Source organism: Candidatus Pantoea symbiotica (genome assembly GCF_056491525.1).
This window is the reverse complement of record NZ_JBSZHR010000003.1, coordinates 294,211-309,576: the sequence shown is the minus strand read 5'-3', so window position 1 is coordinate 309,576 and position 15,366 is coordinate 294,211. Positions and strand designations below refer to the sequence as shown.

General features: G+C 53.9%; 13 protein-coding genes. 5 read left to right on the top strand and 8 right to left on the bottom strand.

The features are described from left to right. Positions 1-12 precede the first annotated feature (12 nt). Positions 13-927 carry a LysR family transcriptional regulator gene (locus ACXIZX_RS22225; RefSeq protein ID WP_479405058.1) on the top strand — a complete coding sequence of 305 codons (915 nt, stop codon included), beginning with the start codon at positions 13-15 and terminating at the stop codon, positions 925-927. A gap of 24 nt (positions 928-951) precedes the next feature. On the opposite strand, the gene ACXIZX_RS22220 is transcribed toward ACXIZX_RS22225, so the two are convergent. The 4 genes from ACXIZX_RS22220 to ACXIZX_RS22205 form a co-directional block, all read right to left on the bottom strand. Beyond that, a complete protein-coding gene (locus ACXIZX_RS22220; protein WP_479405057.1) occupies positions 952-1,575 on the bottom strand; it encodes an ANTAR domain-containing response regulator in 624 nt (207 codons plus the stop codon). Then, on the bottom strand, positions 1,572-2,723 hold the full coding sequence (locus ACXIZX_RS22215) for a transporter substrate-binding domain-containing protein (RefSeq protein WP_479405056.1): 1,152 nt from the start codon (positions 2,721-2,723) through the stop codon (positions 1,572-1,574). Before ACXIZX_RS22215 ends, ACXIZX_RS22220 begins: the two co-directional genes overlap by 4 nt. Before the next feature lie 96 nt (positions 2,724-2,819). Next, entirely contained in the window at positions 2,820-4,523 is a 1,704-nt protein-coding gene (locus tag ACXIZX_RS22210; protein ID WP_479405055.1) for a nitrilase-related carbon-nitrogen hydrolase, read from the bottom strand. Then, positions 4,523-6,016, bottom strand: a complete 1,494-nt coding sequence (locus tag ACXIZX_RS22205) for a purine-cytosine permease family protein (RefSeq protein WP_479405054.1) — start codon at positions 6,014-6,016, stop codon at positions 4,523-4,525. Before ACXIZX_RS22205 ends, ACXIZX_RS22210 begins: the two co-directional genes overlap by 1 nt. 618 nt (positions 6,017-6,634) lie before the next feature. Here ACXIZX_RS22205 and ACXIZX_RS22200 point away from each other — a divergent pair. The 4 genes from ACXIZX_RS22200 to ACXIZX_RS22185 all read left to right on the top strand — a co-directional run bounded on the left by ACXIZX_RS22200 (position 6,635) and on the right by ACXIZX_RS22185 (position 11,038). Further along, entirely contained in the window at positions 6,635-6,931 is a 297-nt protein-coding gene (locus ACXIZX_RS22200; protein ID WP_179452644.1) for a YicS family protein, read from the top strand. A 163-nt stretch (positions 6,932-7,094) separates the two neighbouring features. Next, entirely contained in the window at positions 7,095-8,681 is a 1,587-nt protein-coding gene (locus ACXIZX_RS22195) for an arylsulfatase (protein ID WP_479405053.1), read from the top strand. A gap of 54 nt (positions 8,682-8,735) precedes the next feature. Continuing rightward, positions 8,736-10,028: an anaerobic sulfatase maturase gene (locus ACXIZX_RS22190; RefSeq protein ID WP_479405052.1), complete on the top strand. Its 1,293-nt coding sequence runs from the start codon at positions 8,736-8,738 to the stop codon at positions 10,026-10,028. Beyond that, positions 10,028-11,038: an HAD family hydrolase gene (locus tag ACXIZX_RS22185; protein WP_479405386.1), complete on the top strand. Its 1,011-nt coding sequence runs from the start codon at positions 10,028-10,030 to the stop codon at positions 11,036-11,038. Before ACXIZX_RS22190 ends, ACXIZX_RS22185 begins: the two co-directional genes overlap by 1 nt. A gap of 68 nt (positions 11,039-11,106) precedes the next feature. Here ACXIZX_RS22185 and ACXIZX_RS22180 read toward each other — a convergent pair whose 3' ends face one another. From ACXIZX_RS22180 to ACXIZX_RS22165, 4 genes are all read right to left on the bottom strand, one after another. Beyond that, positions 11,107-12,573 (bottom strand): pyridoxal phosphate-dependent decarboxylase family protein, encoded by a 1,467-nt coding sequence (locus ACXIZX_RS22180; protein ID WP_479405051.1) that lies wholly within the window; start codon positions 12,571-12,573, stop codon positions 11,107-11,109. 12 nt (positions 12,574-12,585) lie between these two features. Beyond that, positions 12,586-13,971, bottom strand: a complete 1,386-nt coding sequence (locus ACXIZX_RS22175; protein ID WP_036649212.1) for a diaminobutyrate--2-oxoglutarate transaminase — start codon at positions 13,969-13,971, stop codon at positions 12,586-12,588. Positions 13,972-14,177: 206 nt separating this feature from the next. Beyond that, the gene (locus ACXIZX_RS22170; RefSeq protein WP_479405050.1) at positions 14,178-14,945 is read right to left on the bottom strand and encodes a prepilin peptidase; all 768 of its coding nucleotides are present in this window, start codon (positions 14,943-14,945) and stop codon (positions 14,178-14,180) included. Positions 14,946-15,083: 138 nt separating this feature from the next. Further along, complete coding sequence (locus ACXIZX_RS22165) at positions 15,084-15,293, bottom strand: hypothetical protein (protein ID WP_008107438.1); 210 nt, start codon at positions 15,291-15,293, stop codon at positions 15,084-15,086. Between the last annotated feature and the right edge of the window lie 73 nt (positions 15,294-15,366).

Below are 15,366 nucleotides of genomic sequence, written 5' to 3'. Positions count from 1 at the left end.
AGGTGGCGAACAATGGCATTGGATATCGCATTGCTACATGCGGTGGTGGCGGTGGCAAAAGCGGGTGGTTTTCGTGAGGCGGCGCGCATCACCGGCAGCAATCCGTCGCGCCTGAGTGATGCGGTGCGGCGCGCCGAAGAGCAGCTCGGCGTGCGGCTGTTTAATCGCACCACGCGCACCGTGGCGTTAACCGAAGCTGGCAGGGCGCTGATGTCGCGCTTGCTTCCGGCGATGAATGAAGTGGATGCCGCGCTGGATGCGCTGAATACGTTCCGCGATACGCCGGGCGGCACCTTGCGCTTAAACGTGCCGGTGAGTGCCGCGCGCATCGTGTTACCGGCGATTGTGCCGGGATTTCTGCAGCGCTATCCCGATATCCAGCTCGAAGTGGTGGCGGAAAGTAATGTGCAGGATGTGTTCCGCGATAGCTGTGATGCCGGCATTCGTTACGACGATCATCTGGAGCAAGATATGGTGGCGCTGCCGATTGGTCCGCGCACCCAGCGCTTTGCGTTAGCCGCGTCTCCCGCGTATCTGGCGCAGTTCGGTACGCCGCAGCATCCGCGCGACTTAGTACAGCATCGCTGTTTACACGGACGCTATGCGACAGGCGTGATTGCCGAATGGGAATTCACCTGCGGCGATGAAACCGTGCGTTTGCAGCCGAAAGGTCCGCTGATTTGCAGTATCGGCGCGGCGATGGATCTCACGGTGGAAGCCGCGATTGCTGGCTGCGGCGTGGTTTATCTTTTCGAGGATTGGATCAAAACGCCGCTGAGTGATGGCAGTCTGCAACCGATTCTGCCGGATTGGTGGCAAAGCTTCTCCGGCCTGTGGCTCTATTACAACGATCGCCGGTTGATTCCGGCACCGCTGCAGGCGTTTCTGGATTATGTGCGTGAGTTGAATGCGCACGCTGTCATGTAGGGTCGCCATTTATGGTGACCGGATTCAATTTGATGCTGGCGGGATAGCTGCAACGGCTTTCAACAGATTCAACCACGGCTGACTATCGTTCAACAGCTCACAGCTGAGATTTTCAATCGTCATATGCTGCGCCATTGCGGCGCGGCGCAACAGGTTGTAGGCATCATCTTCCTCCAGCTGCAATTCGCGCATCACGCGTAGCTGAGCGGAAAACAGAAACTTGCGCGCGCGCAGGCGCTCTTCCTGACGCTTCAATTGGGCTTCCAAATGATTGATACGCGCCGCGCTGTCGAGCGCGAGGGTAAAAGCGGTCATTACGCCATCAAAGCGCACCGGCTTGCGCATATAGCTGTCAATTTTCTGCTCGGTGATCCACTGCAGACGCGACGGTGTTTCCATCGCGGTGAGCACCACCTTGGGCAGCGCGGGCCACGGCAATTTATCTGTGGGATGAAACAGCGCCGGATTGTCGCCATCAAATACCAGCAATTGGTGCTGCGAGAAAGCGCTTTCGTTGGGGAACTCAGCGCAAAATTCACCTTGAATGCCCATGCGCGCGAACTGCTGCGCCAGATGCTGATTATCGCGCTCTGAGCAGCCAATCACGCACACCTTCAGTCCGCGCATCTGCACGTTTTTTCGACTCATGCGTTTGCTCCACCTTTGCCGAGATGGTCGAGGTCGGTCCATGCCAGCCAGGGATCGGGCTTCACCGGCGCGTCAGCCTGCCAGAAACTCTCCAGCTTGCCTGCATGGCAGCGCGCCAGATGCGGCGTCAGCCAGCAGTGATTGTTGTCGGCATCGATGCGAATCGGTCCGGCGGGCGAATCCATCTCATCCAGTAACACCGCCTGGCGTACGCCGTCGACTTCGGCGTTGCCATGCCGCGCAATCGCACGCGCCAGCAAATGGCCCGCCAACCACGCGCTTTGGCTATCGACGGACGGCGAAACCTGATCGCCAAAACGCTGACGATAGCAGCGCAAAAAATCGCGGTTGGCGGCGTTGTCGATCGACTGGAACCAGCTGGCTGAAACCAGATAACCTTCCAGCGCCGCAGCGCCAATTAACTGCACTTCGGGTTCGCACAGCGTCAAGCTCAGTTTCAGTGGCTGATTGAGCCACGGCTGATGTTGGCTGGCCTGATACCATGCGCGGTAAAAGCTGTAGGCACTTTTGCCGACCATGGTATTGAGGATCACTTTTGGTCGTCGCGCGATAATATCGGCGATCAGCTCACTGACATCTTCCTCGCCGAGCGGCAGCAGTTTGCTTTCCACCACGCTGCCGCCGGCCGCTGTCACCGCTTCACGCGTGATGCGATCCATCTCCCACGACCACACGTAATTGGAACCAACGTGGTAAATCTCGGCATCGTGCTCCTGCAGCAGCCAGCGCAGCAGGGGAATCACATGCTGGTTTGGCGTGGCACCGAGATAAATCACGCTGTTGCTGCTTTCGAAACCTTCATAGCGTGCCGGATGCCACAATAGCGCGTTGGCCGCTTCCACCAATGGCAGAATGGTTTTGCGCGCCGCCGAGGTGTAGCAGCCGATCAGATGGCGCACGCCGTGGCGATGCAGCAGGTCGTGGCAATATTGGTGGTATTTATCCAGCGAACCGCCGGGATCGCGCACCACTGGCGCGAGGGTAAAGTCATAGTTTGGGTTGGCGTTAATCTCTTCAATCGCCAACAGAATGCCGTTGAGCATTTCACGGCCAATCACCGCGTAGTCGCCGGAAACCGAATAGAGAATGCCAACCGGGATGACGTTCTTGCTGGGTGATGTGGGCATAAATGACTCCGTGGGAAATAGTGCGGGTGGTGAAACGGTCGCCATAAATGGCGACCCTACAGATTTTCGTAGGGTGCGCATTCATGCGCACCTGGTTTAATTCGAACGCGCCACTAACGGGACATAAAAATGCGGCTGACGCATCAGCACCAGATCTTTACGTCTTACCACATGATTCGGATAAGTTGTATCTGGCGAGCCGGTGGTGATGGCCAGTTGCGCCAACCCGTTATTGCTCAATACTTTGCTCTCGTGACGCGGAAAGGCGAAAGTATCCGGGCCAAACACGCCGCTGATACCAAAACCTTCACCGGCCGCTTCAGGCCAGTTGGCAAACGCCAGCCAGACATTGTTTTCTCCGGCACGCACGCGCGGCAATAGCCAGTGATAAGGATCGGCACCGCGCGGAATCGGCCAGACATGTGGGATGGCGGTGCCTTGATGCGCCAGCGGCGCAGGCGTATGCAGCGCTGCCGGGCAGGCGATGATATCGCAACCTTCCAGCGCCAGAATGCGCGCCGCTTCTGGCACCAGCAGATCTTCTCCCAACAGCAAACCGACGCGCCCGCAGGGCAGATCGCATGTCACCCATTCATCCCCGGCGCTGGCCCATTGCTGGTCAGCTTCGCTGAGGTGAATCTGGCGATAATGCGCATTCATTCCGGCACTGCTCGCAAGCAAACAACTGTTATAGCAATGCGTGCCGTCGCGCTCGGCAAAACCCACTAACAGCGCGATATCCAGCTTCATCGCCAGCCTGATTACCGCCTGAATCGGCGCATCATCCAGCGTCAACGCGTTCATTTTACTGGCGTAGCCGGTCAACGCGCGCTCTGGCAGCACCAGCAATTCCACGCCACGCGCCTTGGCCTGCTCGGCCCACTCACGAATCTGCTGCAGATTGGCATTCACATCGTTCTCTGGACGGAACTGCGCCACGGCGATGTTTGAATCTTTTGCGGGCGGCAGTGGATCGGCACCGTACAAGCCAAAGAAGTCCTGCGGATTCCACATAAAGGTGTTGGTCATCAGGCGCTGATACAGTTCAGGTCGACGCTTTTTTAGCACAGGATTGTCCAGCGGCAACGTCAGTTCTGCACTTAGCACCTGATCGCCGCTGTCACAGCTTGCCAGCAGCTGGCCCTGGCTATCGGTGATACAACTGCCGCCGCTGAACTGTACGCCGCGCTCCCAACCCCAACGATTACTTTCGATTAACGCGCAGCCATTTTCCCAACCGCGCGTCAGCCAGTAAGGCGCGGGCGTGCGTTCAGCCAGCCAGTTGCTGATGTGGCAGATAATCTGCGCGCCGCCAACCGCAGCCAATCGCGCGGTTTCAATAAAGTGGATATCCATACAAATCAGCAAGGCGATATTGCCAATCTCCGTGTTGAATACCTGATGGCCGGCATCGCCATTGGCCGCCCATTTAGGCTCCGAGATATAGGGATGGGTTTTGCGATGTACGCCAATCAGCCCTTGCGGGCCGACTAACAGCGCGCTGTTATAATAGATATCGGTGACCGCGTCACGTTCCGGCATGCCAAACACCAGATAACAGTTGAACTCGCGTGCCAGCGCGGCAAAGGCCTGGCTGGTTGGGCCATCGGCGGTTTCCACAAAGGGCGCGACTTCGGCGCGATCCTGCCAGCAATAGCCGGTGGTGGCCATCTCCGGCATCACAATCAGGCGTGCGCCGTCGCGCGCGGCCTGGCTGGCAAGCGCCAGCAGGCGGGCAACGTTCTCTTCTTTGCGAAACAGCGTCGGTTCAAACTGGATGGTTGCGACTTTGATGCTCATTATTCAGCCTCCTTGCTCAGCTGCGGGTTAAAAGCCGGTTTCGGGCCTTGATAGGCGTCGGAAGGTTTCCAGCTGGTCTGCATATCTTGCGGGAAAGTTTTGAAGTAGTAGCGGCCACGCGTCGCAGCGCTAATGGCAACGTGCAGTACCGGGCCAACCAGCATGGCGATAAACGAGGCGTAGACCATCGGATATATACCCAACACGCCCGCCGCACCGATGGCGACCGCCACGCACAGCGCAATCACGCCAGAAGGGTTCCACATCCGCAGGTACTCTTTGCGGAACTCGACGAAATCAGACGGCGCGAGATGCAGCACTTTGCGGCATACAAAGTAGTCGGCAAGGATGATGAAGACCCAGGTATTGGTGAGAATGCCGGTGATCGACAGGAAAGTGCCGGTGTACTGAAGAATATTGCAGACGTAGAACACCACGCCGAGCAGCCATACCAGCAACATCCACCATTGGCGGCCTGGACGATAGTTGAACGCCATATCCATGGTGTTAGACAGCGCAATCGAGCCAGAATAGAGGTTGAGGACGTTGATGCGAATCTGGGTGATCACCGCGAACAATACGCCGGTGAGGCCGATGATCAAGGGGAAGACAAATCCAGGATCGAGCGCCAGCGACCAGACGTCCGCGCCCGCAATGTGCGGCATCAGCGTGTAGGCCATAAAGGCACCGAACAGCATCACCACCACAATCGGCAACAGCATACCGAGCATAATGGTCGCGGTGCCTTTGTGACTGATATTGGGGCGTGCGAAGCGGCCATAATCGGTCGCCATCAAGCCCTGAAACACAATCTGCCCGTTCGCCATGTTCATCACCAGCCACAGCGCGTTACTGTCCACTTCACCTTTTGGCTGCCAGCCGCTGAAGCCGACCGAAGGATAGTGATGTGTCAGCTGCCAGATGCAGAAGCCAAACAGCAGGATGAAGATCGGCACGCCCCAGGTTTGCAGGAACTGCATCGATGACATGCCTTTCCAGACAAACCAGATGGCCGCCAGCCCCATCAGCGCAAATATCGCGATGCCCGCCACCGAATTCACCGGCACACCCGCGTAGTTGGCGATGGCGTGCGACACGATGGTGCCTTCAAACAGAAAATAGAAGATAAAGTTGATGGCGTAGATCAACGAGGTGAACGCAGATCCCATGTAACCAAAGCCTAAACCGCGCGTCATCAGGTTGAGGGACAAGCCTTCTTTACTAGCCATCTTCATGATGCAGGAGCCAATCAGCGTGGCGAACACCACCATATAGCCAATCGGCAACAGCAGCAGCGGCCAGCCGACCTGATAACTCATATCCGCGCCCAGGCTGAACCAGAACATCGCCGTCGAGTTGCCCAGCAGCACCAGAATGATGGCGGGGATCGGCCAGCGATAATGGGTGGGCACCCGGCCCACGGCGTAATCTTCTACCGCTTCCGCTTCGGTAATGTCTTGCGGTCCCTGAAACCACGTTTTCAACTTGCTCATAGTTTTACTCCAAATAAAAAAGCCCCGCCGACAGCATTGCCGGTGGGGCTTCTTCGCCTGAATTCGATGTATTGGAGTGACATGCAGCCACAAACCGCTTACCAGACTACGGCGCCTGTTCCTGCAAGGCAGGATGCGGTAATCAGTCAGAAGCAATTGGCGTGCCAGATAGCGGAAGGTACTGATGACGAGGATTCGCCCTAAAATTCCGACAGCAAAATGCCTTGAGGTAGTGCGTGATGCACTGAAATGATGCTGACGATAAAAGCGTTGGAAAAATTTAGTGAAGTAAAGAGGAAAAGGGTACTAATGCTTTTTAAATTGCGATTTTCCAGGTGGATATACTCATTGATATCAGTTGGATATAATTTTTCGGCTAATAAATAATGGATAATATAATTTTCTGACACTTAATCTTTCAAAACAATTGCAGAATTATCCATATTTTAAATCTTGTTAAATGTGGGGAGCTTTACTAATACTTAAAGCGAAATATTAATTATTACCCATCCAGTTCACGATTCTTATCTTATTTATTTTTAATGAAGCCGATGAAATTTAGTCGGTTTTCGACACAGCATAAACTTTTTTTGCTGCCAAATGACGGAAGGGTGAACTATGTCCAATAAATGGGTAATCAGTGGATTTTTATTATTAGCCTGCGAATCAATTTTCGCAGCATCCCCGTATGGAAATCTTGCTTTTGCGCTCAAACAACAGCAGATCATCCAAAGCCTGCGTGAGCATTGCGCGGTGGATAAAAACATCTCCGATGAAAAAGTCCGCAACGCATTCCTGAATGACAAAAATAACCATGACGCGATCCTTATAGCCGCTAAAGCGTTCGACCATAAAGATACGCAGGGTTATTCACGCGCCATTAATGCGGTGCGCTGTCCAGAGCTGAATAAATGAATGTTTACCGACATCCTTCGCTCTATTTCTTCGCGCTGAGCGACAACCGTAACGTCTAACCCGTAACCGAGGAGGTGATCCGATCATGAGCCTGTAAGCATCATTTACTGGCGGACAACATTCGTCTTGCCGTTCAAGGGCCTATCATTTAGTGGAGTGCAAAATGTCTCGAATGCCTTTTTGCAAAACGATGTTAGCCTCAATGCTCTCTGTCGCCTGCTGTTCGTTCAGTGCACAAGCCGCGCCGGACAGCAATCAACCCTCTACCGCGCCCGAGCAAAACAAGGGCAAGCCCAACATTGTGGTCATCTTTGGTGATGATATCGGCTACTGGAACCTTAGTACGTACAATCAGGGCATGCTGGGTTATCAAACGCCGAATATCGACAGCATCGCTGCCGAAGGCGCGAAATTCACCTCCTATTACGCAGAGCAAAGTTCCACCGCCGGTCGATCATCCTTTATTACCGGTCAGATGCCATTCCGTACCGGGATGAGCAAAGTTGGCATGCCGGGAGCACCGCAAGGATTACAGAAAGAAGATCCCACCATTGCCAATATCCTCAAGCAACTCGGTTATGCCACCGGCCAGTTTGGTAAAAACCATCTTGGCGACCGCAATGAGTTTCTGCCAACCGCGCATGGCTTTGACGAGTTCATGGGCAACCTCTATCACCTGAATGCCGAAGAGGAACCAGAGAACCCGGATTATCCGCAAGATCCAGAGTACAAGAAACAGTTCGGCCCGCGCGGCGTCATCAAATCCACTGCTGACGGGAAAATTGAGGATACTGGTCCACTCAACATTAAACGCATGGAAACCGTGGATGAAGAGACGTTGGCAGCTAACAACGACTTCATGGAGCGGCAGGTCAAAGCCAACAAGCCGTTCTTTACCTGGTACAACACCACGCGCATGCATAACAAAACCCATATCAAACCGGCCGACAAAGGCGTGACCGGTTTGGGGGATTACGCCGATGGCATGGTGGAACATGACAAAATCATCGGTGAAGTGCTGAAGAAAATTAAAGATCTCGGCATCGAAGACAACACTATTGTGGTTTACACCACCGATAACGGGCCAATGACGGCGACCTGGCCGGATGCCGGTATCACGCCGTTCCGCGGCGAGAAAAACACCGGCTGGGAAGGCGGTTTCCGCGTACCGGCGATGATTAAATGGCCGGGACATATCAAGCCTGGCACCTTAGTCAACGACATAGTCGGCAGTAATGACTGGTTCCCAACGCTGGTGGCGGCAGCGGGCGTGCCGGATATCAAACAGCAGTTGCTGAAAGGTTATAAAACCAGCGCCATTAACTACAAAGTGCATCTTGATGGTTATAACCAACTCGATTACATCACCGGTAAAACCCAGGAGGATCCGCGTAAAGAGTTCTTCTACTGGAGTGATGACGGCGATCTGCTGGCGATGCGTTACGGGCGTTGGAAAGCCCACTTCATGATTCAGGAACATTCAGGAATGGATGTGTGGAAATATCCGTTCGTCAAACTGCGCGTGCCTTTGCTGTTCGATCTGAAAATCGATCCATTGGAAAAAGGCACCGATGGCATGGATTACAACCACTGGTTCTATGATCGCCTGTTCCTGCTCGGCGGTGCGCAGAAATATGCCACTGAAATGCTGCAAAGCTTTAAAGAGTTTCCGCCACGACAGAAACCGGGCTCATTCACCGTTTCTGATGTGTCGAAACTCATTGAAGAAGGCAGTCCGGCTACCAACTGATGCTCTGACCACAATGCCGGGTGAACGACTTCACCCGGTACTCAGGAGGCGTTCATGAAATACAGCACAACGTTGCCGGTTAAACCTCTTCCTACGGCGGAAAAATTCAGTGGCAAAGGGCCGGCTTATACGCGCCGTTTTCACGTGATGGCGAAACCCACCGGATCGCGTTGCAATATTGACTGCAACTACTGCTTTTACCTGCACAAAGAACAGCTGCTGGAGCAGGATCGCCACAGCGGCATGAGCGATGAAGTGCTGGAAACCTTCATTAAGCAATACATCGACAGCCAGGATGGCGAGCAGGTGGTGTTCTCCTGGCAAGGCGGCGAGCCCACGCTGATGGGGCTGGAGTACTTCGAAAAAATTGTGGTGTTACAGAAGAAGTATCAGAAGCCGGGACAGCGCATTGAAAACGATCTGCAGACCAACGGCATTCTGCTGAATGACAACTGGGCGCGCTTTCTGCGTCAGCACAACTTTTTAGTCGGTATTTCAATTGATGGCCCGGCGGAACTGCACGATCGTTACCGCGTGACGCGCAGCGGTAAACCCACTTTTGAGAAAGTAATGGCGGGCGTTGCCGCGCTGAAACGCCATAGCGTACCGTTTAATGCTTTAGTCACCGTCAACCGCACCAATGCCCGCTTCCCGCTTGAGGTTTACCGTTTTCTGACGCGCGAATTGGGTGCCACTTATATCCAGTTCAATCCCTGCGTTGAGCCGGTAGATTTCAAACAAACCGCACCGCAGTTCTGGCAAGACGACACTATTCCAATTACCGGCTCACGTCGCGCGCGTCCCGGCGATCTCGACTCCATCGTCACCGACTGGTCTGTCGATCCGGAAGACTGGGGCCGGTTCCTGATTGCGGTGTTTGAAGAGTGGGTAAACAACGATTTGGGTCGCGTACAGGTCAACCTGTTTGAAACCGCCGTGGCGCAAACCATGGGCATGCCAGCGCAGATTTGCATCACCTCAGAGTTTTGCGGCAAAGGTCTGGCGATTGAGAAAAATGGCGACATCTTCTCCTGCGATCACTACGTCTATCCCGAATACAAGTTAGGCAATGTGCAGAGCACCAAACTGGCGCACATGGCCTTTTCCGAACGACAAAAAGCCTTTGGTTTAGGCAAGCGCGATACTTTGCCAGCGGCCTGCAAACGCTGTCCCTATCTGAAACTCTGTTATGGCGAATGCCCGAAAAACCGCATTGTCAGAAGCGAAGAAGGGGAACTGGGCATGAATTACCTCTGTCCCGGCATCAAGGCGTTCTTTGATTATGCGCAGCCGATTCTGGTGGGCATCGCCACGCTGTTGCAACGAAAGACGGTGGAACCTGCATGATGAAACGCACCTTATTTGCCCTGTTAATTGCAATTCATTGCGGGTCGGCTACTGCTGCTGAGGATCCGCTGAGCAGCTGGAATGACGGTCAATCAAAGCAGGCGATTGAAAGCTGGGTAAAGGGCGCCACGCAAGCGGGTGGCAAGGCTTTCATTCCCGTTGATCAACGTTATGTGGTGTTTGATAATGACGGCACGCTGTGGCCCGAAGCGCCGCTGACCTTTCAATTACAGTTTGTGTTAGATGAGATAAAGCGCCTGGCGCCTGAGCATCCTGAATGGAAAAACGATGCGTTAGTGCAAGCGGTGATCAACAACGACATGAAAACCGTGATGCAGGCGGGCAAGAAAGGGCTGATCCAGCTGATGACGCTAACCCACAGCGGCATGACCACCGACGATTATGCCCAGCGCGTCAGCCATTGGGTTGAAACCCATCGCCATGCACGTTTTGGTTGTCGTTACGATCAGTTGGGTTATCAGCCGATGCGCCAGTTGCTGGATTATCTGCGCGCCAACGGCTTCAAAACCTGGATCATCTCTGGCGGCGGTATCGATTTTATGCGCGTGCTGGCGGAGAAGATGTATGGCATTCCGCCGGAGCAGGTGGTCGGTTCATTTTCACTGAGTGAGTTTTCGCTCACGGACAACGGTACGCAACTGCGCAAAACGCTGAACGGTGCTTTTTATGATGACGAAGCGATGAAGCCGGTTGCTATCCATCTGTTTATGGGACGACGTCCGGTGGGTGCTTTCGGTAACAGCGATGGCGATGTGCCGATGCTGCAATACACCTCCGCGAATCCCGCCTATAAAACCTTTGGTTTGCTGGTTCATCACACCGATGGGGCGCGTGAATACGCTTACGATGCGCATCCTTCGGCCAGCGGAAAACTGGTTAACGGACTCACGCTGGCCGCCAAAAATGGCTGGACGGTTGTCGATATGAAGCAGGACTGGAAAACGGTATTTGACCCCGCGCAATGCGCAGTTGGGCAAAGCAGGGAATAGAGCGGGAATAAAAAAGGGTGCTTTGACAAGCACCCTTATTCGATCACTGCATTTGTTGCTGAACGAGATTACGCGCTCAGCAGCTGATCGGCGGTCTTCTCAACCAGCGCCAGCAGGACTTTAACATCTTCCAGCGTCACGGTTGGGTTCAGCAAGGTCAGCTTCAGGCACGTCACGCCCTGATTCTCGGTTACGCCAACGTTGGCGCGGCCAGAATCCAGCAGTGCATCGCCGATACGCTGGTTAAACAGGGCAATCTGCGCGATATCGGTCAGTTGCTCTGGACGATAGCGGAACAGCACGCTAGCCAGCTGAGGCTGCATCACCAGCTCCAGACGCGGTTCAGAGGTGACAAACTTCGCCACTTCCTGCGCCAGCGTCACGCCATGATCGATGATCGCCGCATACTGTTTCTGACCCAGCGCTTCCAGGCCCATCCACAGTTTCAGCGCATCGAAACGACGCGTGGTCTGCAGTGATTTAGATACCAGATTCGGTATGCCGGCCTCTTCGTCAAACTCAGAGTTCAGATAAGCCGCCTGATAGCGCATCAGCTCGTAATGACGCTCATCTTTCAGCAGGAAAGCACCGCAGCTGATGGTCTGGAAATACTGCTTGTGGAAGTCCAACGTGACGGAATCCACCAGCTCCAGGCCATCAAGGTAGTCGCGATACTTCTCGGACAGCAACAGCGCGCCGCCCCAGGCTGCATCAACGTGTACCCAGATGTTGTGCTCGGCAGCGATACCGGCAATTTCACGCAGCGGATCGATAGCACCGGCATCGGTGGTACCGGCGGTCGCGACGATCGCCAGGATCTGTTCGCCGCTGGCTTCGGCCTGTGCCAGTTTGGCTTTCAGGTCTGACACATCCATACGGGCGAATTCATCAGACTTCACCTGCACCACAGACTGATAGCCGTGACCCAGCAGCGCCATGTTCTTCTGTACAGAGAAGTGCGCGTTTTCAGAGCACAGCACTTTGATCTTACGCAGATCGCCGGTGATACCGTGCTGCTGCACCGAGTGGCCCTGGCGCTGATAGAAGGCATCGCGCGCCAGCATCAGACCCATCAGGTTGCTCTGGGTGCCGCCGCTGGTGAACACACCTGCGTCGCCAGCCGGATAACCCACTTGCGCACGCAGCCATTCGATCAGCTTGATCTCAATGATGGTGGCAGAAGGGCTTTGATCCCACGAATCCATACTCTGGTTGGTGGCGTTGATCAGCACTTCTGCCGCCTGGCTTACCACCAGGCTAGGGCAGTGCAGATGCGCCACACATTGTGGGTGATGCACTGAAAGACTGTCTTTCAGGAAATATTCAATCGCGCGTTCAATCGCGGCCTGGTTACCCAGGCCGTTTGGATTGAAGTCGAGCGTGATACGCTCGCGCAGTTCGGCAACAGTTTTGCCTTGATACATCTCAGGCTGTTGCAGCCACTGCACAACCGCGGCGCTGCTCTGGGCAATCGCCTGCTGGTACGCCTCAATGCTCTGTGCAGAGGCGGCCAGAATCGGGTTTACTTCAGACATTTACTCTTCCAATCAAACAGGTTTGACGCCAGCGCCAATCAGCGCCTGCTCAAATTTATCCAGGAAAATCGCCAGCTCATCGTTGGTGATCAGCAGTGAAGGCAGCAGACGCAACACTGCGCCATGACGGCCACCGCGCTCCAGAATCAGACCTGCTTCGAAGCACTTCTTCTGCAGCAGCGCAGAGAGCTCGCCGTCAGCCGGGAAGCTGCCCATGTGATCGGCCGCTTCGTTCGGTTTAACGATCTCAATACCGATCATCATGCCGAGACCACGAATGTGGCCAATTACCGGGAAGCGTTTCTGCATCGCAGCCAGCTGCTGTTTCAGCCATTCACCCTGCGCGGCAACTTTGCCCGCAATATCCTGCTCTTTGAGGATTTTGAGCGTGGTCAGGCCGGTAGCCATCGCCAGCTGGTTGCCACGGAAGGTGCCGGTGTGATGACCCGGTGACCAAACGTCGAACTGCTTTTTGATGCCCAGCACGGCCAGTGGCAGACCGCCGCCCACCGCTTTAGACATCACGATGATGTCTGGCTCGATGCCTGCGTGTTCAAAGGCGAAGAATTTGCCGGTACGGGCAAAGCCAGCCTGCACTTCGTCGAGGATCAGCAGAATGCCGTGTTCCTGGGTCACTTTACGGATGCGTTGCAGCCACTCAGCCGGAGCTGGGTTTACGCCGCCTTCGCCCTGAACGGCTTCGAGGATGACTGCAGCAGGCTTACGCACGCCGCTTTCCACGTCGTTGATCAGGTTGTCGAAGTAGTAGGTCAGCGCTTTCACGCCAGCTTCACCACCGATACCCAGCGGGCAACGATACTGATGCGGGTAAGGCATGAACTGCACTTCTGGCATCATGCCATCAACAGCTTCTTTCGGTGCCAGGTTGCCGGTGACGGACAGCGCGCCGTGCGTCATACCGTGGTAACCGCCAGAGAAGCTGATCACGCCGCTACGGCCAGTGGCTTTCTTCGCCAGCTTCAGCGCGGCTTCTACTGCATCAGCACCCGAAGGACCGGTGAACTGCAGGCAATAATCTTTACCCTGGCCAGGCAGCAGCGAGAGCAAAGACTCAGAGAATTGATCTTTCAGTGGTGTAGTCAGATCAAGAGTATGTAACGGCAAGCCGCTGGTAATGACATTTTGTATGCTCTGGAGAACATCAGGATGGTTGTGACCCAGTGCCAGCGTCCCTGCGCCAGCCAGACAGTCAAGATATTGTTTATTCTCAACATCTGTGATCCACACGCCATGGGCTTTAGCGATAGCTAAAGGCAGTTTGCGCGGGTAACTCCTGACGTTAGATTCAAACTCGGCCTGACGGGCTAAGAATGCGTCGTTGTTTCCGTTGAATGCATTGGCACCAAAACTATCAATACGGACTTTATCCGTCATCATATCTCTCCTTCAACCGGGGCACGTTAGGCTCGCCAATTGACTAATTGAACAAAAAAGTAACAGCTGTGAAAAAACGCGGCCAATATAGAGCCTTTTGACCTACATCACAATGATTAATTTTGTTTAGATTTGTTTACTCTTTCCATATATGAATCAGGGCGTTGGCCAGAAATTGGCCGCTTAATTTCGCATCGCTGTCGGGGTGGTTAAAAAATAATCGAATGAATAAAGAGACTTATAGCCGCTAAGGCGATCCACGGACCAAAGGCAATGGCTTGATTGATATCTCGCTGCCAGCCAATTCTGGAAATCAAAACACATAAAATAGCACCGCCCGATGCCAGCAAAAGCACTGATGGTATAAGAGGCCAGCCCAACCAGGCGCCCATCGCCGCCAGCAGTTTTGCATCCCCCATCCCAAGCGCCTCAACTCCTTTAATCGATTGATATAAATAAGATAGTGACCACAATAAGCTGTATCCCGCGATTGCACCGAATACCGCTTCATGCAACGAACCGGGCAGCCACCCCATCGCTTTGAAAAACAGTCCAGTCCAAAGTAATGGCAATGTGATCGCGTCGGGTAAAAGGAAATGGTCGAGGTCGATAAAAGCTAATGCCGTTAATGCCCAGAACAGAATAAGCGCACCCAACAAATGCAGATTTACCGGTATAAGCCACATCAGCAGCAAAGTGAAAAGTGTAGAAATTATCTCCACCTGTGGATAACGCCTGCTGATGGCGCATTGGCAATATCGACATTTACCGCGAAGTAACAACCAACTTAGGACGGGAATATTGTCGCGCCAAAGCACTCTTTTTTTACATCGTGGGCAGTGAGAAGAGGGATAGAACAGATTAAGGGATGATTCAGGATGTAATAACTGTAGCGGCAATCGATAGATCACCACATTAATGAAGCTGCCCATCATCAAGCCGATTAATCCACCGCTTAACCAATAAACGCATGCCATTGCCAATACCTCGCACCTTCCTGGTTTGTTATAGCGGGACAATATGCCGAAGCGAATATCAGTGCGAGAGGAAAGAGGGGATTACAGCGGGTTACATCAAAAGTGCAGAGCGGGATCCAGAACTAAGGAGATTGGGAATTAAGACTGCTGCTTAAACATCTGAATCGCTTCCTGCACATTGCTGGTCGCCAGTGACATAACGTGGTCATTATTGAGGTAGACATCATATTGCCCGGCATTAAATCGGAACACATAGAGATCGCCACGATAGCGCAGCCCTTTGGTTTTAATCCCAATGTGATGACGGCGCAAAGCAGCCTGTGACAGTCGGTCATTATCAGTTCTCATTGCCACTCCTCCACTTAGCGTTTATTAGCCAATAACCGGACATAGTCTCGGGTCTGAACCTTAACATAACCTT

What these genes read in the sequence shown, in the direction of transcription:
- ACXIZX_RS22225 (WP_479405058.1), top strand. Translation starts at nt 13, where the DNA reads ATGGCATTGGATATCGCATTGCTACATGCGGTGGTGGCGGTGGCAAAA.
- ACXIZX_RS22220 (WP_479405057.1), bottom strand. Translation starts at nt 1,575, where the DNA reads ATGAGTCGAAAAAACGTGCAGATGCGCGGACTGAAGGTGTGCGTGATT.
- ACXIZX_RS22215 (WP_479405056.1), bottom strand. Translation starts at nt 2,723, where the DNA reads ATGCCCACATCACCCAGCAAGAACGTCATCCCGGTTGGCATTCTCTAT.
- ACXIZX_RS22210 (WP_479405055.1), bottom strand. Translation starts at nt 4,523, where the DNA reads ATGAGCATCAAAGTCGCAACCATCCAGTTTGAACCGACGCTGTTTCGC.
- ACXIZX_RS22205 (WP_479405054.1), bottom strand. Translation starts at nt 6,016, where the DNA reads ATGAGCAAGTTGAAAACGTGGTTTCAGGGACCGCAAGACATTACCGAA.
- ACXIZX_RS22200 (WP_179452644.1), top strand. Translation starts at nt 6,635, where the DNA reads ATGTCCAATAAATGGGTAATCAGTGGATTTTTATTATTAGCCTGCGAA.
- ACXIZX_RS22195 (WP_479405053.1), top strand. Translation starts at nt 7,095, where the DNA reads ATGTCTCGAATGCCTTTTTGCAAAACGATGTTAGCCTCAATGCTCTCT.
- ACXIZX_RS22190 (WP_479405052.1), top strand. Translation starts at nt 8,736, where the DNA reads ATGAAATACAGCACAACGTTGCCGGTTAAACCTCTTCCTACGGCGGAA.
- ACXIZX_RS22185 (WP_479405386.1), top strand. Translation starts at nt 10,028, where the DNA reads ATGAAACGCACCTTATTTGCCCTGTTAATTGCAATTCATTGCGGGTCG.
- ACXIZX_RS22180 (WP_479405051.1), bottom strand. Translation starts at nt 12,573, where the DNA reads ATGTCTGAAGTAAACCCGATTCTGGCCGCCTCTGCACAGAGCATTGAG.
- ACXIZX_RS22175 (WP_036649212.1), bottom strand. Translation starts at nt 13,971, where the DNA reads ATGATGACGGATAAAGTCCGTATTGATAGTTTTGGTGCCAATGCATTC.
- ACXIZX_RS22170 (WP_479405050.1), bottom strand. Translation starts at nt 14,945, where the DNA reads ATGGCATGCGTTTATTGGTTAAGCGGTGGATTAATCGGCTTGATGATG.
- ACXIZX_RS22165 (WP_008107438.1), bottom strand. Translation starts at nt 15,293, where the DNA reads ATGAGAACTGATAATGACCGACTGTCACAGGCTGCTTTGCGCCGTCAT.